Genomic DNA, 23,115 nt, shown 5'->3' with positions numbered 1-23,115 from the left:
AGGAGCCGGCTTGCCGGCGATCAGGTCTGAAGAGCGCAGTGCCTATTGGATTGATCGCCGGCAAGCCGTCTTAGTGGCTGGCCGCCGTGGCGCCCATTTCGTTGACCTGCTGGAAGCGGCTGAAGCGATCCAGGCCGAACGGTGCGATCAGCTCCGGCACCTTGCCGCCGCTAGCCACCAGTTCGGCCATGGTCTTGCCGCAGATCGGCGTGGCCTTGAAGCCCCAGGTGCCCCAGCCGGCGTCGAGGTAGTAACCCTCGATGGGCGACAGGCCCATGATCGGGCTGTAGTCCGGGGTCATGTCGGTGATCCCGGCCCACTGGCGCATCAGCTTGGCGTTGGCCATGAACGGGAACATCTCGATGGCGTGGGCCAGCAGGCTTTCCTTGAGGTCGAGGGTCGAGCGCGTGTTGTACAGCGGGTAGGGGTCGGAGCCGCCGCCGAACACCAGCTCGCCACGGCTGGTCTGCTGCACGTAGCAGTGCAGGGCCGAGGAGCTCACCAGCGGGTCGAGGAACGGCTTGAACGGCTGGGTGACCATGGCCTGCAGCGGGTAGGTGTGGATCGGCGCGCGGATGCCCAGCTTGTTCAGCAGCAGCGAGCTGGTGCCGGCCACCGCCTGCACCACGCAACCGCAGGCGATGGTGCCGCGGTTGGTCTGCACCGCGCGGATGCGCCCGTTCTCCACGACGAAGTCCTGCACTTCGGTGAGCTGGTGGATTTCCACCCCGCGCTTGGCCGCGCCCTTGGCGTAGCCCCAGGCCACGGCGTCGTGGCGGGCGGTAGCGCCATCGATGTGCCAGAGGCCGGCGAGCACCGGGATATGGCCGGGGTCGAGGTTGAGGCTCGGCACCAGCTCGCGGATCTGCTGGCGGTCGATCATCTCGGTGTGCCCGCCGAAGTGCTTGTTCACTTCGGCGCGCTGGCGGAAGGCGCGCACGGTGGCGTCGGTGTGGGCCAGGGTCAGCTGGCCACGGTGCGAGTACATGATGTTGAAGTCGAACTCGTTGGACAGGTTCTCGAACAGCCGCACCGACTCGATGTAGAACTTCACGCCTTCGCTGGTCAGGTAGTTGGAGCGGATCACCGCGGTATTGCGCGCGGTGTTGCCGCCGCCCAGGTAGCCCTTCTCCAGCACCGCGATATTGCTGATGCCGTGGTACTTGGCCAGGTAGTAGGCGGTGGCCAGGCCATGGCCGCCGGCGCCGATGATGACCACGTCGTAGGCGGCTTTCAGCTCCTTCGGCGCGGGCAGGTCGACCTCGACGGGGTACTCCGAAGACAGGCCGTACTTGAGCAGGGAGAAAGGCATCAGTGCGCCTCCTGGCTGGCCTGCCCGGTCTGCTGACGGGCGGCGAGGACGGTGTTGTGCATGAGCATGGCGATGGTCATGGGGCCGACGCCGCCGGGTACCGGGGTGATGGCCGAGACCAGTGGCAGCGCGGCGTCGAAATCGACGTCGCCGACCAGGCGGCTCCTGCCGTTGTCCTCGATGCGGTTGATGCCGACGTCGATCACCACCGCGCCGGGTTTGAGCCAGTCGGCGCCGATCAGCCGTGGCCGGCCGACGGCGGCGATGACGATATCGCCCAGGGCGCAGAGTTTCTCCGGCTCGACGCTGCGCGAATGCAGCACGCTGACGCTGCAGTCGGCGGCCAGCAACAGCGCCGCCATCGGCTTGCCGACGATGTTCGAGCGGCCGACCACCACGGCGTGCTTGCCGCTGAGGTCGCCCAGGGTGTCGCGCAACAGGCGCATGCAGCCGGCCGGGGTGCAGGGCGTCAGCACCGGCCGGCCCTGGCTGAGACCGCCGACGTTTTCGCTGTGGAAGCCATCGACGTCCTTGGCCGGATCGATGGCCTGCAGCACGCGCACTTCGTCGATATGCGCCGGCAGCGGCAGCTGCACCAGGATGCCGTGCACCGAGGCATCGGCATTCAGCCCGGCCACCACCTCCAGCACCGCCTCGGCACTGGCTGCGGCCGGCAGGCGATATTCCAGGGAGCGAATGCCGACCTCGCCGGCGCGCAGCACCTTGTTGCGTACGTAGACGTGGCTGGCCGGGTCGTCGCCGACCAGCACCACGGCCAGCGCCGGATCGATGCCCCGGGCCTTGAGTGCGCCGACATCCGCCGCGACTTCGGCGAGCACCCGCGCGGACGCGGCCTTGCCGTCGATCAATTTGCCGTTCATTTGAAAATCACCGTGCGATCGCCGTTGAGGAAGACCCGGTGTTCCGTGTGGTAGCGCACCGCGCGGGACAAGGCCACGGTTTCGGTATCGCGGCCGATGGCGACCAGGTCGTCGGGCCTCAGGGCGTGATCCACACGCTGCACTTCCTGCTCGATGATCGGGCCTTCGTCGAGATCCGAGGTGACGTAGTGGGCGGTGGCGCCGATCAGCTTCACGCCGCGCTCGAACGCCTGGTGGTACGGCTTGGCCCCTTTGAAGCCGGGCAGGAAGGAGTGGTGGATGTTGATCGCCCGGCCCGACAGTTGCTGGCACAGCTCGTCCGAGAGGATCTGCATGTAGCGCGCCAGCACCACCAGCTCGGTGCCGGTTTCCTCGACGATCCTCATCAGCTCGGCTTCCTGGCGGGCCTTGTTGTCCTTGCTCACCGGCAGGTAGATGAAGCGGATGCCCTCGCGCTCGGCCATCGGCCGCAGGTCGAGGTGGTTGGACACCAGCGCGGTGATCTGCATGTTCAGCTCGCCCTTCTGGTGGCGATAGAGCAGGTCGGCCAGGCAATGGTCGAACCTGCTGACCATCAACAGCACGCGCATCGGTCGGTTGACGCTGTACAGCGCCCAGCTCATGGCGAAGGCGTCGGCGACTTCGGCAAAGCCTTGCTCGACCTTCGCCAGGTCATCCGCCACGCCGGTGTTGAAGCGGAACACCGCGCGCATGAAGAAGGTGCTGCTGACCTCGTCGTCGAATTGCGACATCTCGCTGATGTAGCACTGATGCTCGGCGAGAAAGGACGCCACCGCGGCGACGATGCCCGACGTGGCCGGGCAGCTGATCTTGATCACGTACTGGTTCTGGCTGTGTTGCATGTCGAGTCCTCGGCGAGGGGCGGCGGCAGGCGGTCGTTCATCGATGAATGCTTCGTTCATCAATGAAGAAAATTAACGGTCAGGAATGTATCTTTCGCATTGGTGATTTTTATAAGCGAACGAATTGTTCGTGTCTATGCCTTGTGGGAATTTTTTTATCCTGAAGGGAAACATGGTGCGCGCCTGCTGGGGGAGCGGGGGCGCCTTGAAAAAACGCTGGGCTGGCCGCTGCCGCGCGCGCCAAGCGTGCCTATAGACGGGAGAAGCGAAAGGGGCTGGGATCGACCAGTGGCGTGCTGCCGTCGATCAGGTCGGCCAGCAGGTGGCCGGCGCCGGGGGCGATGCCGAAGCCGTGACCGGAGTAACCGGTGGACAGGTACAGCCCCGGCAGGCGTTCGACCGGGCCGATCACCGGGATGGCGTCGGGGGTGACGTCCATCACCCCGGCCCAGCACTGCTCGACCTGGATATCGCGGAAGAAGGGGAAGGCGGCGGCCAGTGCCTGGCGTGCCTCGGCGAGGATCGCCGCGCTGGGCCGCGGGTCGAGTACCCGGCAGCGTTCGAACGGGCTCGTGGCGTCGGGCGCCCAGCGTCGGGGCTGGCGCAGCTCTTCCAGGAAGCGGCCATCCAGGCGCAGGCGCACTTCGCCGAACTGCTTGCCCAGGGCCGGCAGGAAGTCGCGCAGGTAGCGCAAGCTGTCCGGGGTGAGCGGCGCCAGGTTGCCGTTGCGCTGGGCGATGTTGTAGCCGCCATCCTGGCGTTTGCGAAAGGCATAGCGGCTCGCCCCCACCGCGATGTCGGGGCCGCCGGGCATGGGGCCGGTGCGCAGTACCGAGGCCAGCACCTTGAGTTGCGGCAGGCGGATACCCAGGTTGGCGCAGAACAGTGTCGACCAGGCGCCACCGGCCAGCACCACGCTGTTGCAGCGCAAGTGCCCGCGCTCGCTGTACAGGCCGCGCACGCGGCCGCCTTCGATATCCAGGCCACGCACGGCGCAGCCGGTGAGGATGTTCGCGCCCAGGCGGCGCGCGGCGCGGGCGATGGCGGCGCTGGCGCGCTGCGGTTCGGCACGGCCGTCGCCGGGGCTGTACAGGGCGCCGGCCCAGCCGGCGGCCGCGCCTTCGGGCAGCACGCGGCGCAGGTCCTGGCCTTCCAGCAGCCGGGCCTGTACGCCATGGGCGCTGGTCGCCTCCAGCCAGTCGGCCTGCTGCTGCAACTGGCGTGGGTTCTCGCAGGCGTAGAGCACGCCGCTGCGACGAAAGCCGAGATCCTCGCCCAGCTCGTGCTGCCAGCGCGCCCAGATAGCCAGGCTGGCCAGGGCCAGGGGGATCTCGCCGAGGTCACGGCCCATGCTGCGGCACCAGCCCCAGTTGCGCGAGGACTGCTCGGCGCCGATCAGGCCCTTTTCCAGCAGGGTCACCGGGATGTTCCGGCGGGCCAGCCAGTACGCGGTACTGACGCCGACGATGCCGCCGCCGATGACGGCGACTCCGGTGCTTTCGGGCAGTCGGTCGGCGCTGGCGACAGCTTCGATGTGTGGGTACATGGCGGGTTCCTCGCTGGGCACGTGGCGAGCATGCCCGTGCCGTCGAGGCGCGCAACTTGCATCGTCACCGCCGGGCAGTCTTTATCACCAGGTGAGAAAAATGGCCGATACCCTGCGCGGCACCCACAGCCTCGAGCGGGCCTTCCAACTGTTGCGACGGGTCGCGGCGGCCGGCGCCGAGGGCGTCACCCCGACGCAGTTGGGCGCGCTCTGCGACTGCTCGCAGCCGACCACCTACCGCCTGCTGCAGTACCTGCGCCGCGAAGGCTTCGTCAGACCGGCGCGCCGGCGTGGGCATTACGTGCTGGGCTACGAGCTGTTCGCCCTGGGGGCCCAGGCCGGCAACGCCAGCGCTCTGCGCGAGCATGCGCGCCCGGTGCTGCTGCGCCTGGCGCAGGGCTTCGGCGACAGCTTCTTCCTGCTGGTGGCGGACGGCTACCAGGTGCTGTGCCTGGACATGCTGGCGGGTGAACTGCCGGTCCAGAGCTACAGCCGCGCGGTGGGCGGGCGCATTCCCATGGGCGTGGGCCAGGCTTCCCAGGTGCTGCTGGCGTGGATGCCGAAGGCCGAGCGCAACGACATCCTGCGCCACAATGCGGCCTGTCTGCGCCTCGACTACGGGCTGGAGCCGGATCGGCTCGCCGCCAGCCTCGCCAGCGTGCGGCGGCTGGGTTACGCCAGCGGCCTGGTGGATCGGCGCTTACCGGGCTATACCGGTCTGGCAGTGCCTGTCCTCGATGTGGCCGGGCAGCCGCTCGGCGCCCTCAGTTGCGCGCTGGCGCGGCCACGCATGAGCGCGACGCGGCGGCGGCTGTTGGCGCAGGCGATGCAGGAGGAGGCGGTGCGCCTCGCCGGCAGGCTGGAGCGGGGATGATGGCGATGCCGTTCAGGTTCAAAGTTGTCGGAAAGCTGTCACTATGCCATTGCGTGGTCATGGGGCGGGTAGATGATCGTTGCAGGCCGGGAGCGTTGCTCATGCTGGCGGCGTGAACCCGAACAGGCAATCGTGTCCTCTGGAGTCGGAGGAGGGGTAATCGTGGAAACTCTCTTGGCGGTATCGCTGGCGGCGCAACGAGCCGCCCTGGAGCGGGTCATGGCCATCGCCGAATTCACGCCGGATGGCCGGCTTGACCGGGCGAACGACCATTACCTGGCCCTGCTCGGTTATGCCCGGGAAGAGGCGCTGGGGCGGCATCATCGCAGCTTTTGCCTGAAGGCCTTCGCCGAGAGCGAGGCCTATGAGGCGTTCTGGCAGCGCCTGTACGCGGGAGGGGCCCACTCGGGGCAGGTCGAGCGGCAGCGGCAGGATGGCAGCAGTTGCTGGCTGGAGGCCACCTATGCGCCTGTGCTGGACGAGTCCGGCCGGGTGCTGCAGATTCTCAAGGTCGCGACGGATATCACCGCCAGGTTGCAGCGGGAAAACGCCCGGCAGCAACACCTGCAACGCCTGTCGCTGGTGGCGGATGCCAGCGACTCGGCTGTCATCATCAGCGATGCCAGCCCGTCTATCGTGTACGTGAATGCCGGGTTCAGTCGCATGTTCGGCTGGAGCGACGAGCAGGTGCGCGGGCGGAAACCGATATCCCTGCTCGCCCGCAAGGACGAGGCCTACCTGCAGACGTACAAGGACGCCATGAGCGCCGGCCAGCCGGTGGAGCGCGAGGAGATCGTGGAAGGCAAGAATGGCCAGCGCTACTGGGTGAAGGCTATCAGCAATCCGATCCTGGATGGCGCCGGGCAATGGCAGTTGACGGTCACCATCCTCACCGACATCACCCGCGCCAAGATGTACGAGGTCCTGCAGCAACGGGCGCTGGAGGCCATGTCGCGGGAACGCCCCCTGAGCGAAGTGCTGGAGCTGATCTGCGAGGAGGTGGAGCGCATCTCTCCGGATGTCTCGGCCTCGATTCTCGAGGTGGACGAGCAGGGGCTGCTGCATCCACTGGCGGCGCCCAACCTTCCCGCCGAGTACAGCCAGAAACTCGAGGGCGTGGCCATCGGCCCCGCGGTGGGTTCCTGTGGCACGGCCGCCTGGCGCAACGAAACCGTGCAGGTCGATGACATCGCCCACGATCCGCTATGGGCGGACTACCGTCACCTGATTCTGCCACTGGGCTACAACAGCTGTTGGTCCACGCCGGTGCGCAATGGCCAGGGCAGGGTGATCGGCACGTTCGCGTTTTACTTCCGCCACCCGCGCAACAGGTTCTCGACCCTGTTCCACCAGCGCCTGGTGGATGCCTGCACCTACCTGTGCATGCTGGCGCTCGAGCAGGAACATGCGCGCCGGCGCATACGTCAGCTGGCGTTCTACGACGCCCTCACCGGCCTGCCCAATCGCAGTCTGCTGCAGGCCCGGGCCGATCAGGCGATCGCGGGCGCCGCCCGCCACAACGAGGCGCTGGCCGTGCTGCTCATCGATCTGGATCGCTTCAAACAGGTCAATGACTCCCTGGGCCATCCAGCCGGCGACGAGTTGCTGCGCCAGGTCGCCAGTCGCCTGGAGGGCACGCTGCGGGCCTCGGACATCGCCGGGCGGCAATCGGGCGACGAGTTCGTCGTGGTGCTGCCCCAATGCGCGCGCGAAGGGGTCATGGAGAGCGTGGAACGGATTCAGGCATTGCTGGCCGAACCGCTGACCATTGCCGGGACCAGCGTGTCCGTTTCCGGCAGCGTCGGGGTCGCCATGTACCCGGCGGATGGGCGCGACATGGAGACCCTGCTGCATCGGGCGGACATGGCCATGTACCAGGCCAAGCGCCATGGCAGGGGGCGTTTCAGCTTCTACAGCAGCGAGATGAATCAGCTGGCCCAGGAGCGGCTGACGCTGGAGAACGCCCTGCGCCAGGCGCTGGAGAACGGTCAGTTGCAGCTGTATTACCAGCCGCAGATCGAACTTTCCGGCAGGCGCCTGTATGGCGTCGAGGCCCTGGCGCGCTGGACGCACCCGGAACTGGGCGAGGTATCGCCGGCACGCTTCATCCCGCTGGCGGAGGAGTGTGGCCTGGTTGCCGAACTGGGGCGCTGGGCGGTGCGCGAGGCCTGTCGGCAACTGGCGCAATGGCGGGCCAGGGGGCTGGCGATCCCGGCGGTGTCGGTCAACCTGTCGCCCACCAGTTTCCACAATCTCGACCTGCCGCGGATGATCGCCGATACCTTGCACAGGCATGCCCTGGCGCCCGAGGACCTGACCCTGGAACTGACGGAGAACGTTCTGCTGGATACCAACCCCAGTACCATGAAGACCATCGAGGAGGTGCATGCACAGGGGGTACGGCTGTCGATGGACGACTTCGGCACCGGTTATTCCAGCCTCGGCTACCTGCGGCGCCTGCCGGTAACCGAGTTGAAGCTGGACCGTAGCTTCGTCGCCGATCTCGAGCATGACGAGGCGGCCCGGGCGTTGAGCAGCGCCATTCTCGGCATCGGTAAAAGCCTGCACCTGACCGTGGTCGCCGAAGGGGTGGAAACCGAAGCCCAGAACCTGATGCTGCGCGAGCAGGGCTATCCGGTGGCCCAGGGCTACCTGTTCTCCCGGCCGCTGGCCCCCGAGGAGCTGGAGCGGTGGATGGCCGAGGTGCTCGAAGGCGGCATGGCGGGCGGCTAGGCGCAGGCCACCGGGCGCTGGCCATATCGGGTCGAGCCCATGCCCGGCGCTCAGTCCTTGCCGTAGTTCATGATCGACAGCAGCCGGATCGGCACCTTGACCAGTTTTTCCGGGCCGTGGGGCACTTCGCCGTCGAAGGTCAGGCTGTCGCCGGCCTGCATGGGATAGAGCTGGTTGCCGTGGCGGTAGACCAGCTCGCCTTCGAGCAGGTGCAGGAACTCGGTGCCCGGGTGGGCGAAGGTGGGGAACTCCTCGCTGGCGTCATCCATGCTGACCATGTAGGCCTCGAAGCTCTTCTTCGGCCCGCGGGTGTGGTTGAGCAGGTGATAGGTGTGGCCTTTGTCGGTACCGCGGCGCACGACTTCCATGCCTTCGCCGTCCTTGACCAGCAGGGCGCCGCTGCCTTGCTGATCGTACTGGCTGAACAGCTTGGACATGGGCATGCCGAGCACGTCGCACAGACGGCTGAGGGTATCCAGGCTGGTCGACACCTGGGCGTTCTCGATCTTGCTGAGCATGCCCTGGCTGATGCCGGCGATACGTGCCACGTCGGCGATCTTCAATTCCTGGGCCTGGCGCTGACGGCGGACTTGCATGCCCAGGTACTGCTCGAGCTTGAGGCGGGGGGTATCGGTGCTTTTGATCATTCGTATGGGTGCTTTTTATGAATAAAAAATTCGCACCAGGAAAATGCAGGGTGCGTTTTTTTGGTGCAATCGACGGCTATCACTTTCCCCGTATGAAAGCATTTTTCCTGCACAGATAGAAGGAAACCGGGCCGTCAAGGACTCCGTCGGGGTATGGCCGGGGTTGGCAAGCTGCTTGCATTTCTTTTTAGGAAATTAAAATTCCCTTGCGGAATATATGCAGCTCGACAGGAGACCCCCGCCCATGTTGCCCAGCGAGACCCAGCGAATCATTCAGGAGCACGGCATCAAGTACGTGCTGGCACAGTTCGTCGACATCCATGGCGCGGCCAAGACCAAATCGGTTCCGGTTTCGGGCCTGCAGGCCGTGGCCGAGGAAGGCGCCGGTTTCGCCGGTTTCGCTGTCTGGGGCATGGGCATGGAGCCGCACGGGCCCGACTTCATGGCCCGTGGCGACCTAGCCACGCTGACCCCGGTGCCCTGGCAGCCGGGCTATGGTCGGGTGGTCTGCGTCGGTCATGTCAATGGCGAGCCCTGGCCCTACGATACCCGCTACGTGCTGCAGCAGCAGGTCCAGCGCCTGAGCGCGCGCGGCTGGACGCTGAACACCGGCCTGGAGCCGGAGTTCAGCCTGTTCCGTCGCGACGCCGATGGTACGCTCAAGCCGGTGGACAGCAGCGATCGCCTGGAAAAGCCCTGCTACGACTACAAGGGCCTGTCGCGCTCGCGGGTGTTCCTGGAGACACTCACCGAGGCGCTGCAGCCGGTCGGTTTCGATATCTACCAGATCGACCATGAAGACGCCTGCGGCCAGTTCGAGATCAACTACACCTACAGCGATGCGCTGGAGTCGGCCGACCGCTTCACCTTCTTCCGCATGGCCGCCGGCGAGATCGCCAACGACCTGGGCATGATCTGCTCGTTCATGCCCAAGCCCGACCCGCGCCGCGCCGGCAACGGCATGCACTTCCACCTGTCCATCGCCAGCGCCAGCAACAAGAACCTGTTCCATGACGCCAGCGATCCGAGCGGCATGGGCCTGTCGAAGCTGGCCTATCACTTCCTCGCCGGTCTGCTGGCCCACGGCCCGGCGCTGTGCGCCTTCGCCGCGCCGACGGTGAACTCCTACAAGCGCCTGGTGGTGGGGCGCTCGCTGTCCGGGGCGACCTGGGCGCCGGCGTTCATCGCCTATGGCGACAACAACCGCTCGGCCATGCTGCGCATCCCCTACGGGCGCATCGAGTTCCGCCTGCCGGACGCCGGCTGCAACCCCTACCTGGTCAGCGCCGCGATCATCGCCGCCGGCCTCGACGGCATCGACCGCCAGCTCGATCCGGGCACGGCCTGCAACGAGAACCTCTACACCCTCAGCCTCGAGGAAATCGCCGCGCGCGGCATCGACACCCTGCCGCAATCGCTCAAGGAGGCCTGCGACGCCCTGGAGGCCGACCCGCTGTTCCGCGAAATGCTCGGCACCGAGATCGTCGACGAGTTCCTCAAGCTCAAGCGCATGGAGTGGGTGGAGTACAGCCGCCATGTCAGCGACTGGGAAATCGAGCGTTATACCGAATTCTTTTGAAGCCGCTGAAGGCTAAAGGCTGGAGGCTGGACGACAAGGCAAGTCCGCTCCTCTCGTCCAGCCTCAAGCTTCCAGCCCCCGAACGCAGTGAGGACGTTTTTTATGTGTGGAATCGTAGGTCTGTATCTGAAAAACCCGCAGCTGGAGCCGCAGCTCGGCAAGCTGTTCGAGCCGATGCTCGAGTCCATGACCGACCGCGGTCCGGACAGCGCCGGCTTCGCCATCTACGGCGATGAAGTGGCCGATGGCTGGATCAAGCTGACGCTGCAGGCCAGCAGCGAAGGTTTCGACTGGAAAGCCCTGATGGGGCAACTGGAAGGCCGCCTGGCCTGTTCCCTGGACTGGTTCCAGAATGCCAGCGCCGCGGTCCTCAAGGTCAAGGCGCAGGAGGCCGCGGTGCGGGCCGCGCTCGCCGAGTTCGCACCGACCGTGCGCGTCATGAGCGCCGGCCAGAGCATCGAGATCCTCAAGGGCATGGGCCTGCCGAAAGAGATTTCCCAGCGCTTCGGCCTGGCGAACATGACCGGCAGCCACATCATCGGCCATACCCGCATGGCCACCGAGAGCGCGGTGACCATGGAGGGCAGCCACCCGTTCTCCACCGGCCAGGACCTGTGCCTGGTGCACAACGGCTCGCTGTCCAACCACTTCCGCCTGCGTCAGGAACTGCGCCGCCACGGCATCGCCTTCGAAACCGACAACGACACCGAAGTGGCCGCCGGTTACCTGACCTGGCGCCTGCGGGAAGGCGACACTCTGAAGGAGGCCCTGGATCACTCGCTGGAGGATCTGGACGGCTTCTTCACCTTCGCCATCGGCACGCGCAACGGCTTCGCGGTGATCCGCGACCCGATCGCCTGCAAGCCGGCGATCCTCGCCGAGACCGACGACTACGTGGCCATGGCTTCGGAATACCAGGCCCTGGCCACGCTGCCGGGCATCGAGAACGCCAAGGTATGGGAGCCGGCGCCGGCCACCCTGTACATCTGGGAACGCCAGCAGGAGCACGCCGCATGAAAACCATCGATCTTTCCAGCGCCAGCGTGCGTGACCTCAACCAGGCGCTGCACGACCAGACGCGCGACCTGCAGGAACGCGAGTGGCGGGTGACCCATGCCAACGGCAAGCACAATCTCGCCGTCGGCCTCGACCAGGCCCTGGCCGTCGAGATCCAGGGGCATGCCGGCTACTACTGCGCGGGCATGAACCAGAAGGCCCACATCACCGTGCACGGCAACGTCGGCGTCGGCTGCGCGGAAAACATGATGAGCGGCTACGTGCGGGTCAAGGGCAGCGCCTCCCAGGCCGCCGGCGCCACCGCCCACGGCGGGCTGCTGGTGATCGAGGGTGATGCCGGGGCGCGCTGCGGCATTTCCATGAAGGGTGTCGACATCGTGGTCGGCGGCAGCATCGGCCACATGAGCTGCTTCATGGGCCAGGCGGGCCGCTTGGTGGTGTGCGGCGATGCCGGCGACGCCCTGGGCGATTCGCTCTACGAGACGCGCATCTACGTCAAGGGCAAGGTCGAGTCCCTGGGTTCGGACTGCATCGAGAAAGAGATGCGTGCCGAGCACCTGGACGAGCTCAGGGAACTGCTCAACCGCGCCGGCTTCGACGAGGACCCGGCCAGCTTCAAACGCTATGGCTCGGCTCGCCAACTGTACAACTTCAAGGTCGACAACGCGTCGGCGTACTGATCCAGACATGCCGGGTATTGGCGCTTCGCCCCTCGACCCGGCCTACCTATCCGTAGCCTGGGTGGAGCGCCGCGATACCCAGGAGGCATTGCCCGAACCGACCGATAGCCGGTTCCACAGGAGCTTCTCATGAGCAACGAATACCCCCCGGTGCTGCGCGAGTCCGCCACCTTCGATCGCCTGACCATCCAGGAGATCCAGCGCGCCGCCGAGACCGGCATCTATGACATCCGCGGTGGTGGCACCAAGCGCAAGGTGCCGCACTTCGACGACCTACTGCTGCTCGGCGCCTCGATGTCGCGTTACCCGCTGGAAGGCTACCGCGAGAAATGCGGCACCGATGTCATCCTCGGCAACCGCTTCGCCAAGAAGCCGCTACACCTGAAGATCCCGGTGACCATCGCCGGCATGAGCTTCGGCGCGCTGTCGGCCAACGCCAAGGAAGCCCTGGGCCGTGGCGCCAGCATCGCCGGCACCAGCACCACGACGGGGGACGGCGGCATGACCCCGGAAGAGCGCGGCCAGTCGCAGCACCTGGTCTACCAGTACCTGCCGTCGCGCTACGGCATGAACCCGGACGACCTGCGCAAGGCCGACGCCATCGAGATCGTCCTCGGTCAGGGCGCCAAGCCGGGCGGCGGCGGCATGCTGCTGGGCATGAAGGTCACCGAGCGCGTGGCCGGCATGCGCACCCTGCCGATCGGCGTGGATCAGCGTTCGGCCTGCCGTCACCCGGACTGGACCGGCCCGGACGACCTGGCGATCAAGATCGCCGAGCTGCGCGAGATCACCGACTGGGAAAAACCCATCTACGTGAAGATCGGCGCCAGCCGTCCGTACTACGACGTCAAGTTGGCGGTGAAGGCCGGTGCCGACGTGATCGTGCTCGACGGCATGCAGGGCGGCACCGCGGCGACCCAGGAAGTGTTCATCGAGCACGTCGGCATCCCGATCCTGCCGGCCATTCCGCAAGCCGTGCAGGCGCTGCAGGAAATGGGCATGCACCGCAAGGTGCAACTGATCGTCTCCGGCGGCATCCGTAACGGCGCCGACGTGGCCAAGGCCATGGCCCTGGGCGCCGATGCGGTGGCCATCGGCACCGCGGCGCTGATCGCCCTGGGCGACAACCACCCGCGCCTGGACGAAGAGCTGAAGAAGCTCGGCTCGGCCGCCGGCTTCTACGACGACTGGCAGAATGGCCGCGACCCGGCCGGCATCACCACCCAGGACCCGGAGCTGGCCAAGCGCCTCGATCCGGTGGCCGCCGGCCGCCGCCTGGCCAACTACCTGCGCGTGCTGGTGCTGGAAGCGCAGACCATGGCCCGTGCCTGCGGCAAGTCGCACCTGCACAACCTCGATCCCGAGGACCTGGTGGCCCTGACCGTCGAGTCCGCGGCCATGGCCCGGGTGCCGCTGGCCGGTACCAACTGGGTGCCGGGGCAGGGCGGCTACTGAGGCATAGACCGGATACATATCCAGGCAAGAACCCAGAAGACCGCGCGGGTGAGCCCGAGCGGTCTTTTGCGTGACGGGAAGAGGCCCGGTGCCGCGACGTTAAAAACGTCACAGGTGTGACCAGATTCACCGATTCCCGTCGCGATCCGATGGACGTACCACTATCTTGCTGCTGCGCTGCGTCATTTATGACAGCTTCGATTAGAATGGCGTCCAGTCACTGGCGTCGGAATGTTGGCAGGCGGCCGCCAAGCGGCGCACGCCCGTTTTTACACCGCGGCCGAACCTCGGCTCTGTCGCCGCCGGCGCTGGCGAGCGACCTACCTTGGCTGTCGGCCCTGAAGCGAATAAGGATTATCGTGTTGATGAAAAGTTGTGTGCGTACGCTCCTGCTGGGGTGCAGCCTGTTGAGCTTTGCCTGCTGGGGGCAGATGGCGCCTCTGGAAGCCATGAACATGGCCGGTCTGCAGCGCAGCCTGGGGCAGATCCTGGCCAAGGACTACATGATGATCGGCTCCGACGTGAAGGTCGATGCGGCGCTCAAGCAGCGTGACGAAAGCATCGCCCTGTTCGAGGATCACCACGAGCAACTCAAGGCCTATCCGAGCAACGCCGAGATCGGCGCCGCCCTGGCCGAGGTCGAGCGCATCTGGCACGACTATCGCGGCATGATCGCGGCCACCCCGGACAAGAGCCAGGCGCCCGCCGTGCTGGCCAAGGCCGAGGAACTGGTCAAGCAATGCCAGCACGTGACCGACCTGTTCGAGCAGTTCAATGGCGACGAGGCCTCGCATGCGATCAACCGCAGCGGTTGGAACCGCGTGCTGACCCAGCGTACCGCGATGTTCTACATGGCCCGCGCCTGGGGCGTCGACGTCCCCGGTCTGGATGCCACCTTCGAGGCCGCGGTCAAGGAGTTCGACAGCATCATGCGGGAGCTGCAGGCGGCTGGCGCACCGAACGCGGAAATCGCCGCTGCGCTGCGCAAGACCGACGCCCAATGGCAGTTCGCCAGCAAGGCCTTCGCCTCCAAGGAATTCGTGCCGACCATCGTCGCCGTCAACGCCGATTCCATGTTCCGCCAGCTCAACGAAATGACCCGTCTCTATGCCGGTCTGCGTGGCGACGAGCTCTGATCGCCGAACGTGCTCATCCTGGCCGGGGTGAGCACGCTTCCCCGTCGTGCAAGACGGCGGGCGACCTTTTCCCCTCCTTGCGCAGTCCCTCGCTGCTCCGAAAGTGAGCCTTGCCGCAGCGCCGTGTTCAGCGATTGTGCAACCAGGCGGGGCGCCTTCATCCGTTAGGGCGCAGGCCTGACTCCGGTAAAAAATTAATCCTTTCCAAATCAGCTTCTTGACAAATCGCTGGCATGTTCCGTGCTTTCCTGAAAAGAACAAAAAGTTCCCTTGGGTAATTTTTATCAGGAGGCGGGCGCGGATGAAAACGACCATGACGATGCTGCCGGGAGCGCACGGCGATGCTCAGTAAACCGGTGTACCGCAGCGAACTGGCGGCGCCCAGCGGTGGCCCGCGTATCCTGGTGATGCAGGCCACGCAGCGTGCCGGGGAGGCGCTGCCGTCCGGGGCGCTCGCACCGCAGGACGTGCTGCTGTGCCTGGGGGATGGGCTGGAGCCGGCGGTGGCCCACCAGGCCTTCGCCGAGTTGCCTGAACTGGAGCGGCATCTGCGTTCGCTGCTCGACCAGGCGTGCGCCGGCACCCGCCTGTGCGTGCTGGGCGACGAGACCTTCCTCTGGCGCATCCAGGCGCTTGGACGGCGTGCCGGCCTGCTCGGCGAGGAGATCGAGCTGGTTCGCCTCGGCCAGGGGCGCACGCTGTACTGCGTGCACTGCGGCACCCTGCAGGCCATCGACAGCCGCGACGAGGTGGCGTGCCGCAGTTGCCATGTGCAGCTCTTCGTGCGCGAGCATTTCTCCCAGCGTCTCGGCGCCTACATGGGCGTATGCGTCGATCCGGACGCGCCCCATGGGGAGGCGCGGCCATGAGCGCGGCACTGGCCGTCCGGGTCGCGGCGATCCGCCCGCTCACGCCGCTGGTGCGCGAGTTCACCTTCGCCGCCGTGCAGGGCGAGTTGCCGGGCTTTTCCTGTGGCAGCCACGTGCAGGTGCACATGCCCCTTGGCGAGCGGGTGTTGCGCAATGCCTATTCGCTGCTGAGCGATCCGGCCGACACCGGCTGCTACCGCATTGCCGTGCGCCTGCAGGCCGACTCGCGTGGCGGCTCGCGCTTCATGCACGAGCAGCTGGCGCCGGGCGACCTGCTGCAATTGTCGCCGCCGAGCAATCTGTTTCCCCTGCATTCCCTGGCGCGCCACCATGTGCTGGTGGCCGGCGGCATCGGCATCACCCCGTTTCTCTCCTATGTCGCCGAACTGCAGGCGCGCGACGCCTCGTTCGAGTTGCACTACGCCTTCCGTGGGCAACTCACCGACGCCTATGTCGACACGCTGCGCGAGTGCCTTGGCCAGCGTCTGCATACCTACGATGCGACCCTGGGGCAACGCCTGGACTGTGCCGAACTGCTGCGTCGGCAGCCGCTCGGTGCGCACCTCTACGGCTGTGGCCCGCAGGGCCTGCTGGATGCGCTCAGAGCCCAGGCCGCGGCGCTGGGCTGGGGCGCCAGGCGGGTGCACTGGGAGGCCTTCGCGGCGCCCGAGCCCGGCCTGCCGTTCGTGGTCGAGCTGCTCGGCAGCGGCCGGCGCATCGAAGTGCCAGGGGATTTCAGCCTGCTCGAGGCGCTGGAACAGGCCGGCGTGCAGGTCCCCAACCTGTGCCGTGGCGGCGTATGCGGGCACTGCGTCACGCGCTACCTGGGCGGCGCGGTGGAGCACCGCGATCACTTCCTCAACGCCGAGCAGCGCTGCAGCGAGCTGATGCCCTGCGTATCGCGCGGCGCTGGCGAGAGCCCCTTGTTGCTGGATCTATGACCGGCCGTTGAACACACCGACAGACCCCGGAGATTGCCATGCCCGTCACCTTCAAAGCGCTGGAAAGCTACCGCGACGATTTCACCTACAGCAACAGTGCGCAGGCCATCGCCCGCTTTCCCTTTCCGTTCCCCGAGGACAACTACATGTACTCGGTGAACATCGAGCCGGCCAGCGCCGGCCAGCCGGGTTCGGTGTTCGAGCACTGGTTCGACATCGACGAGCATTACCTCTCGGAAGTGGCCGAACGCGCCCACGTCCTGCAGCGCGATCCCGGTCGCTGCCTGGTGATGCCGCACATGGCCCAGGCCGCCTGGGACACCCTGGAGATGCTGATGAGCCACCTGGCGGCGGATTATCCCGAGCACTTCGGCCTGCAGCGCGATGGCGACCGCTGGACGTGGCGCAACCGGGCGCTGGGCATCGAGCAGCGCTTCACCTTCGGCGATGCCGCGACGCTGCCCTGTGAGCCGCTGGAATACATCACCCGCCAGGTCCAGGGCGACTTCGCCGTGCTCGACCAGCGCGACGGCGACCTGTTCATGGACGCGGGGATGGTCACCTGTCCGGCGGACTGGTCGATCAAGTTCGATGCCGGCATGAGTTTCAGCCAGTGGCATGCGCCGGTGCCGGGCGTGGCCCACCAGCTCGGGGTGTTCGAGCGTGCCCTGAAGTACCTGGTGAACATCCAGGTCGGCCATCCGGTGCGCCGGCTGAACTGGACCATGACCGTCAATCCGCGCATGGATACCTCGTCCGAAACCTTCCACGAATGGGGCCACGAGCGCGGCCAGGTGACCGCGCAGAACGTCGCCCGCCTGGTGCACCTGCGCGTCGAACTGCAGTTCATGCCGCGCCTGCCGCGCAGCAACGCGCTGCTGTTCGGCATCCGCACCTACCTGATCAGCCTCGAGGAGCTGGCCAGCAATCCGGCCTGGGCCTGTCGCCTGCACCGGGTACTGCGCGACCTGCCCGAGGCCATCGCCGACTACAAGGGCCTGAGCCGTTACCGGCAGACCGCCGTCGACTGGTTGCGCCAGTTCGATCCCCTGGCCTGCGCCGCCTGAAACCGTCCGTCCCTCCCGCGCCTGCGTGGGCCCACCGAATCAGCGAAAAGGAGCATCACCATGGCCAATTCCTGGCGCATTTCCGCCCTTGCCGAGCGTCATCGCGCACTGGGCTCCCTGCTCGAGGACTGGAGCGGCATGGGCACCGCCTGGACCTATGCCAGCGACCTCGCCGACGAGCACGAGGCGATCCGTACCCGGGCCGGCCTGATGGACGTCTCCGGGTTGAAGAAGGTGCACTACGTCGGCCCCCATGCCGAAAGCCTGCTCGACTACGCCACCAGCCGCGACATCGCCAAGGTCTATCCGGGCAAGTCGGTGTACGCCACCTTCCTCAACGAGGCCGGCAAGCTGATCGACGACTGCGTGATCTACCGCACCGGCCCCAATGCCTTCATGGTGGTGCACGGTTCCGGCAGCGGCTACGAGTCGCTGCTGCGCTCGGCCCAGGGCCGCCAGGTCGCCGTGCTGTTCGACGACGACCTCCACGACCTGTCGCTGCAGGGCCCGCTGGCGGTGGACTTCCTCGCCGAGCACGTGCCGGGCATCCGCGAGCTGCCTTACTTCCACCATATCCAGACCCGGCTGTTCGAGCGCCCGGTGATGATCTCGCGCACCGGCTACACCGGCGAGCGCGGCTACGAGATCTTCTGCAAGGCCGCCGACGCGCCCTTCATCTGGGACAGCATCCTGGACAAGGGCAAGGCCCTGGGCATCATCCCCTGCGCCTTCACCGCCCTCGACTGGCTGCGGGTGGAGAGCTACCTGCTGTTCTTCCCCTACGACAACTCCGAGATGTATCCCTTCGCCGACCAGCCGGCCGGCGACACCCTGTGGGAACTGGGCCTGGACTTCACCGTGTCGCCGGGCAAGAAGGATTTCCGCGGCGCGGGCGAGCACTACCGGCTCGCGGGCAAGGAGCGCTTCAAGATCTTCGGCGTGTTGCTGGAGGGCGACAAGGCCGCCGCGGGCGGCGACACCCTGTGGGCCGATGGCCGGCAGGTCGGTGTGATCACCTGCGCCATGTACTCGCGCCTCAGCGGCCGATCCATGGCCATCGCCCGTCTCGAGGTGCCCTATGCCGAGCAGGGGGTGAAGCTGGAGGTCAAGGGCAGCCTGGCGCTGAACGCCATCGCCCACAGCCTGCCGTTCGACGACCCGCAGAAGACCAAGCGCACCGCCAAGGGCTGAGTGTCGGACGGCGAAGGAGCATGGGCATGCGTATACGGGTTCTGCAGCACGTTCCCTGCGAAGATGTCGGCAGCATGGCGTCGTGGTTCGCCCGGCGCGCTGCCGAGGTGAGCTACACCCGCTTCTTTCTGCCCGATGCGCGGCTGCCCGCCGTGGCGGATTGCGACCTGATCGTCGCCATGGGCGGGCCGATGAGTGTCAACGACGAGGCCTCCCTGCCCTGGCTGGTGGCGGAAAAGGCCTTTCTGCGCGAGGCCGTCGAGGCCGGTATCGCGGTGCTGGGCATCTGCCTCGGCGCACAGCTGATCGCCAGTGCCATGGGCGCCCGTGTGCAGCCGAACGCCGAGGCGGAAATCGGCTGGTTTCCGCTCTGGCGAGCGGACGGCGTGGCCGAAGATCGCTTCGCCTTTCCCGAACGGATCGAGCTGCTGCACTGGCACGGCGAAACCTTCGAACTGCCTCCCGGGGCGACCTTGCTGGCCTCCAGCGAAGCCTGTCGGCATCAGGCTTTCCAGCTCGGGCGGCGGGTGATCGGGGTGCAATGCCACCCGGAGATGACCCCGGAAATCGTCACCGCCCTGCTCGACGAATGCGCCGCCGAACTGCGTCCGGGCACCTGGGTACAGAGCCCGGCGCAACTGGCCGCCGACGCTTCGGCCTACGTGCCGGGGCAGAGGCTGACCGCGCGTTTGCTGGACTACCTGATGGCGTCGTCCGAAGACGATTAGACGCGGTTCCGTTTGCAGGCGGGAAGCGCCAGTGCTCGCGGGCGCCTGCTTTCGTCAGCGCTTTGGCATTTGCTTATCCGGAAACGGCTCCAGAGCCTTTTCCATGGCGATGTCCCACACATGTGTTGCATTCATCGGCCAAACCGCAGGGCGCGCGCAGGTTAGCGGTGTCATGCCTCGCAATCTCAGGCACTACTCCCTTGGCACGTCGCGTAACCCGCCGGGCGATAGCCGGCATTGCGGCCATGGTGGGTTACGGCGCAGCGGGAAATCGTACCTGGCTTGCGGTCGGTAACAGGCGCCTCACCCACCCTACGGCTCCTGCAATACATCGCTGGGACATAGCCTCCTTATGACGCTTTCCATGATTTCAAGGGACATTAGACTAATGTCTAATGCTGCCGGCCATCCGCCCGTCTAGCCTTGCTGACACAACAATCACAAGAAAGACGTCCGGGTACAGGGCGATGAGCGCGCTTGCCGACAGGGCGTCATGGAGGCAGCCATGAGCGTAGCAACGACAGACGGCGGACATGAACCGGCCCGGCCCATGACGTCGGAGGAGCGAAAAGTCATTTTCGCTTCTTCCCTCGGTACCGTTTTCGAGTGGTATGACTTCTACCTGTACGGATCGCTGTCGGCGATCATCGCGATGCAGTTCTTCTCCGGGGTCAACCCCACCGCCGGTTTCATCTTCGCCCTCATGGCCTTCGCCGCCGGTTTCGCGGTGCGTCCGTTCGGTGCGATCTTCTTCGGCCGGCTGGGCGATCTGGTCGGACGCAAGTACACCTTCCTCATCACCATCCTGATCATGGGCCTGTCGACCTTCATCGTCGGCATCCTGCCCACCTACGCGCAATGGGGGATCGCCGCGCCGATCATCCTGATCATTCTGCGACTCTTCCAGGGCCTGGCGCTCGGTGGCGAGTACGGCGGCGCGGCGACCTACGTCGCCGAACATGCGCCGCACGGCCGACGGGGTTTCTACACCTCGTGGATCCAGACCACCGCGACCCTCGGCCTGTTCCTCTCGCTGCTGGTGATCCTCGGCACCCGCACCTGGCTCGGCGAGGAAGCCTTCGCTGCCTGGGGCTGGCGGATTCCCTTCCTGCTGTCCATCGTCCTGCTGGGCATCTCGGTGTGGATCCGCCTGACGCTGAACGAGAGCCCGGTGTTCAAGCGCATGAAGGAGGAGGGCAAGACCTCCAAGGCGCCGCTGACCGAGGCCTTCGGCCGCTGGGATAACGCCAAGGTGGCGCTGATCGCGCTGTTCGGCGGTACCGCCGGGCAGGCGGTGGTGTGGTACACCGGCCAGTTCTATGCGCTGTTCTTCCTGACCCAGACGCTGAAGGTGGACGGGGCGACGGCGAATATCCTGATCGCCCTCTCGCTGCTGATCGGCACGCCGTTCTTCATCGTGTTCGGCTGGCTGTCCGACAAGATCGGGCGCAAGCCGATCATCCTCGGCGGCTGCCTGGTCGCGGCGCTGACCTACTTCCCGCTGTTCGGCCTGCTCACCCACTATGCCAACCCGGCGCTGGAACAGGCGCAGGCTTCGGCGCCGGTGACCGTGGTGGCGGACCCGAGCGAATGCTCGTTCCAGTTCAACCCGGTCGGCACCTCGCAATTCGTCAGCTCCTGCGATATCGCCAAGAGCTTCCTGGCGCGCAACTCGGTTAACTACTCGAACGAGGCCGCTGCGGCCGGCACCGTCGCCAGCATCAGGGTCGGCGAGCGCACCATCGAGTCGTTCTCCGGCGCCGGCCTGCCGGCCGAGCAGTTCAAGGCGCAGACCGATGCCTTCAACGCCGGCATGACCGAGGCGATCCGTGACGCCGGCTATCCGGCCAAGGCCGATCCGGAGCGCATCAACAAGCCGATGCTGGTGGTGCTGCTGACCGTGCTGGTGCTGTTCGTGACCATGGTCTATGGCCCCATCGCGGCGCTGCTGGTCGAGCTGTTCCCGACGCGCATCCGCTACACGGCCATGTCGCTGCCCTATCACATCGGCAACGGCTGGTTCGGCGGCTTCCTGCCGACCACCGCCTTCGCCATGGTGGCCGCGACCGGCGATATCTACTACGGCCTCTGGTACCCGATCATCGTGGCGGTGATGACCTTCTTCATCGGCCTGTTCCTGATGCCGGAAACCAAGGACAGGGATCTGCGCAACTGGCACTGACCGGCCTCGGCCCCGCTCGTGCGGTCATGCCGTTCAGTCATGGGGATGGTCACCCCTCTCCCGGCTACGGGGGAGGGGGCGTGCTTCAGCCCATGCCGGGTGAGTCCAGCGACGGCTCTTGACGCTGCTCAGGTGCTTTGCACCCGGTCTTCATAGTGATGCCATATGCGCAGAATGACGACGGTTTCGCTATGCGTTGTGTAGCGGATCAGGTACTTGCCGAAGATGGCGTCGCGAATGGCTTTTGGATCCGGAGCGGCTTCAACCCTACGGCCCATGGTCGGGAATAGGCGAAGGTTTTCGATACGTGCAAGAAGTTCTGTTGCGACGCGCGCAGCAGCGAGAGGATCTTTCTCGGCGATGAATGTTCGCAGGCGAAGCAGATCTGCCACGGCTTCCTCCGAGTAGACCAGCTTCATTGACCTGCCTTGGGTGGTAACTGCTCATCGGCACTACCCCAGCTCTGCAGCCAGGTATTCACTGCTTCGCTGGACACGATCCGGCCTTGTGCCACCGACTCCATGGCCTGCAGCGTTTCTTGCCAGCGAATCTGTTCCAGATCCTGACGCTCGAAAAACTCTCTAAGTGCTTGATTGATAAGCCAGCTCTTGCTGCGATGCAGCTTCTCGGCCATGGCTCCAAGGCTTTCTTCGAGTTCAGGGTGCAGCCGGACGGTCGTAACGCTCATGTGGATATCCTCCATACAGTCGAATGCAATGTATTACATGGTATTCGCTGCGGCAAGCGCGGATGCCGGGTGGTGGGACGAAGTATTCAACGCTTGAATCAAGCAGCGCAGCGAAGCGGTGCACACGCCGCATGTGTTTGACCATCACGGAGGGACTGGAACGGTCGGCAAGAACGCGGAATTTGCGCTGAAACGTCAACAGACCCTAGGGTCTGTTGACGTTTCAGCGCGAGCCGCGTTGCCGCGCAAAATCTCGCCAGGCTAGGCGGAGGACGCAGGGAATGGCGTTCCCTTGCCAAGTCCTCCAACAACGCATGGCGAGATTTTTCGCGCAACCCGCAGGGCCGGGCCCGTTTTGCCGCGAATGCTGCGTTTCTCGCCGGCTCATTTAGCCCGCTAAACTTCGCGGCTCATGCCTTGCCTCGCGGCAAAACGGGCTCCGGCGCGGCCGTGCGTGAAACGTCAACAGACCCTAATGGGCGTCGGCGCAAAAACGGACTATTTGGAGTAACCGCGAGTTGCGGTGATGGTTCAGGCCCCATTGTCTCAGCCGGCCCAAGGTGAAACACCGGCCCATGACCGACAGCAAGCGGAGGCTTCTAGGTTTTGTACGAAAAGTAATGCCGTAGACATCGTAGTGCGCAGGCCAGCGTGACCATCGCACTAAAACTCCTGGCGAGCTTGTCGTAGCGGGTGCCGATTCTTCGGCTTTCTTTCAGCCAGCCA

At 65.9% G+C, this 23,115-nt stretch carries 20 protein-coding genes and 1 pseudogene; 13 read left to right on the top strand and 8 right to left on the bottom strand.

The features are described from left to right. Nucleotides 1–70: 70 nt before the first annotated feature. From DNK34_RS22730 to DNK34_RS22715, 4 genes are all read right to left on the bottom strand, one after another. On the bottom strand, nucleotides 71–1,312 hold the full coding sequence (locus DNK34_RS22730; protein ID WP_131177574.1) for an FAD-dependent oxidoreductase: 1,242 nt from the start codon (nucleotides 1,310–1,312) through the stop codon (nucleotides 71–73). Further along, the gene (gene folD, locus DNK34_RS22725; protein WP_131177573.1) at nucleotides 1,312–2,193 is read right to left on the bottom strand and encodes a bifunctional methylenetetrahydrofolate dehydrogenase/methenyltetrahydrofolate cyclohydrolase FolD; all 882 of its coding nucleotides are present in this window, start codon (nucleotides 2,191–2,193) and stop codon (nucleotides 1,312–1,314) included. Before folD ends, DNK34_RS22730 begins: the two co-directional genes overlap by 1 nt. Then, entirely contained in the window at nucleotides 2,190–3,056 is an 867-nt protein-coding gene (purU, locus tag DNK34_RS22720) for a formyltetrahydrofolate deformylase (protein ID WP_131177572.1), read from the bottom strand. Before purU ends, folD begins: the two co-directional genes overlap by 4 nt. A 250-nt stretch (nucleotides 3,057–3,306) precedes the next feature. Next, on the bottom strand, nucleotides 3,307–4,602 hold the full coding sequence (locus DNK34_RS22715) for an NAD(P)/FAD-dependent oxidoreductase (protein ID WP_131177571.1): 1,296 nt from the start codon (nucleotides 4,600–4,602) through the stop codon (nucleotides 3,307–3,309). 100 nt (nucleotides 4,603–4,702) lie between these two features. Between DNK34_RS22715 and DNK34_RS22710 the strand changes: the two genes are divergently transcribed. Beyond that, nucleotides 4,703–5,476 (top strand): IclR family transcriptional regulator, encoded by a 774-nt coding sequence (locus DNK34_RS22710; RefSeq protein ID WP_165496951.1) that lies wholly within the window; start codon nucleotides 4,703–4,705, stop codon nucleotides 5,474–5,476. A gap of 162 nt (nucleotides 5,477–5,638) precedes the next feature. Continuing rightward, on the top strand, nucleotides 5,639–8,209 hold the full coding sequence (locus DNK34_RS22705; RefSeq protein WP_242675381.1) for a sensor domain-containing protein: 2,571 nt from the start codon (nucleotides 5,639–5,641) through the stop codon (nucleotides 8,207–8,209). Nucleotides 8,210–8,259: 50 nt separating this feature from the next. On the opposite strand, the gene DNK34_RS22700 is transcribed toward DNK34_RS22705, so the two are convergent. Beyond that, a complete protein-coding gene (locus DNK34_RS22700) occupies nucleotides 8,260–8,856 on the bottom strand; it encodes a helix-turn-helix domain-containing protein (RefSeq protein WP_131177568.1) in 597 nt (198 codons plus the stop codon). Between the two features lie 244 nt (nucleotides 8,857–9,100). Here DNK34_RS22700 and glnT point away from each other — a divergent pair, with 244 nt between their 5' ends. The 11 genes from glnT to DNK34_RS22645 all read left to right on the top strand — a co-directional run bounded on the left by glnT (nucleotide 9,101) and on the right by DNK34_RS22645 (nucleotide 21,701). Continuing rightward, nucleotides 9,101–10,435: a type III glutamate--ammonia ligase gene (glnT, locus tag DNK34_RS22695; RefSeq protein ID WP_131177567.1), complete on the top strand. Its 1,335-nt coding sequence runs from the start codon at nucleotides 9,101–9,103 to the stop codon at nucleotides 10,433–10,435. A gap of 102 nt (nucleotides 10,436–10,537) precedes the next feature. Further along, nucleotides 10,538–11,452 carry a class II glutamine amidotransferase gene (locus DNK34_RS22690; protein ID WP_131177566.1) on the top strand — a complete coding sequence of 305 codons (915 nt, stop codon included), beginning with the start codon at nucleotides 10,538–10,540 and terminating at the stop codon, nucleotides 11,450–11,452. Next, entirely contained in the window at nucleotides 11,449–12,132 is a 684-nt protein-coding gene (locus tag DNK34_RS22685) for a GltB/FmdC/FwdC-like GXGXG domain-containing protein (RefSeq protein ID WP_131177565.1), read from the top strand. The genes DNK34_RS22690 and DNK34_RS22685 overlap by 4 nt, the downstream gene beginning before the upstream one ends. A 129-nt stretch (nucleotides 12,133–12,261) precedes the next feature. Next, on the top strand, nucleotides 12,262–13,587 hold the full coding sequence (locus DNK34_RS22680; protein WP_131177564.1) for an FMN-binding glutamate synthase family protein: 1,326 nt from the start codon (nucleotides 12,262–12,264) through the stop codon (nucleotides 13,585–13,587). A 377-nt stretch (nucleotides 13,588–13,964) separates the two neighbouring features. Beyond that, nucleotides 13,965–14,723: a hypothetical protein gene (locus tag DNK34_RS22675; protein ID WP_242675380.1), complete on the top strand. Its 759-nt coding sequence runs from the start codon at nucleotides 13,965–13,967 to the stop codon at nucleotides 14,721–14,723. A 341-nt stretch (nucleotides 14,724–15,064) separates the two neighbouring features. Next, on the top strand, nucleotides 15,065–15,592 hold the full coding sequence (locus tag DNK34_RS22670; protein WP_131177562.1) for a dimethylamine monooxygenase subunit DmmA family protein: 528 nt from the start codon (nucleotides 15,065–15,067) through the stop codon (nucleotides 15,590–15,592). Continuing rightward, a complete protein-coding gene (locus DNK34_RS22665; RefSeq protein ID WP_131177561.1) occupies nucleotides 15,589–16,533 on the top strand; it encodes a PDR/VanB family oxidoreductase in 945 nt (314 codons plus the stop codon). The genes DNK34_RS22670 and DNK34_RS22665 overlap by 4 nt, the downstream gene beginning before the upstream one ends. Nucleotides 16,534–16,571: 38 nt before the next feature. Then, nucleotides 16,572–17,600, top strand: coding sequence for a heme-dependent oxidative N-demethylase family protein (locus tag DNK34_RS22660; RefSeq protein ID WP_131177560.1), 1,029 nt, complete (start codon nucleotides 16,572–16,574; stop codon nucleotides 17,598–17,600). A gap of 60 nt (nucleotides 17,601–17,660) precedes the next feature. Continuing rightward, nucleotides 17,661–18,791: an aminomethyl transferase family protein gene (locus DNK34_RS22655; protein ID WP_131177559.1), complete on the top strand. Its 1,131-nt coding sequence runs from the start codon at nucleotides 17,661–17,663 to the stop codon at nucleotides 18,789–18,791. Nucleotides 18,792–18,817: 26 nt separating this feature from the next. Continuing rightward, a complete protein-coding gene (locus DNK34_RS22650) occupies nucleotides 18,818–19,519 on the top strand; it encodes a type 1 glutamine amidotransferase (protein ID WP_131177558.1) in 702 nt (233 codons plus the stop codon). A gap of 505 nt (nucleotides 19,520–20,024) precedes the next feature. Further along, nucleotides 20,025–21,701 (top strand): MFS transporter, encoded by a 1,677-nt coding sequence (locus DNK34_RS22645; RefSeq protein ID WP_131177557.1) that lies wholly within the window; start codon nucleotides 20,025–20,027, stop codon nucleotides 21,699–21,701. 128 nt (nucleotides 21,702–21,829) lie between these two features. On the opposite strand, the gene DNK34_RS22640 is transcribed toward DNK34_RS22645, so the two are convergent. The 3 genes and pseudogenes from DNK34_RS22640 to DNK34_RS22630 all read right to left on the bottom strand — a co-directional run. Then, complete coding sequence (locus tag DNK34_RS22640; RefSeq protein ID WP_131177556.1) at nucleotides 21,830–22,120, bottom strand: type II toxin-antitoxin system RelE/ParE family toxin; 291 nt, start codon at nucleotides 22,118–22,120, stop codon at nucleotides 21,830–21,832. Further along, nucleotides 22,117–22,389 carry a CopG family ribbon-helix-helix protein gene (locus DNK34_RS22635; RefSeq protein WP_131177555.1) on the bottom strand — a complete coding sequence of 91 codons (273 nt, stop codon included), beginning with the start codon at nucleotides 22,387–22,389 and terminating at the stop codon, nucleotides 22,117–22,119. The genes DNK34_RS22640 and DNK34_RS22635 overlap by 4 nt, the downstream gene beginning before the upstream one ends. A 599-nt stretch (nucleotides 22,390–22,988) precedes the next feature. Next, a pseudogene (locus DNK34_RS22630) lies at nucleotides 22,989–23,115 on the bottom strand (IS5/IS1182 family transposase); the annotation flags it as partial.

The organism is Phytopseudomonas dryadis, assembly GCF_004327355.1.
Lineage (GTDB): Bacteria > Pseudomonadota > Gammaproteobacteria > Pseudomonadales > Pseudomonadaceae > Aquipseudomonas > Aquipseudomonas dryadis.
The sequence above is the reverse complement of the archived record's forward strand: the minus strand, read 5'-3'. Positions and strand labels throughout refer to the sequence as shown.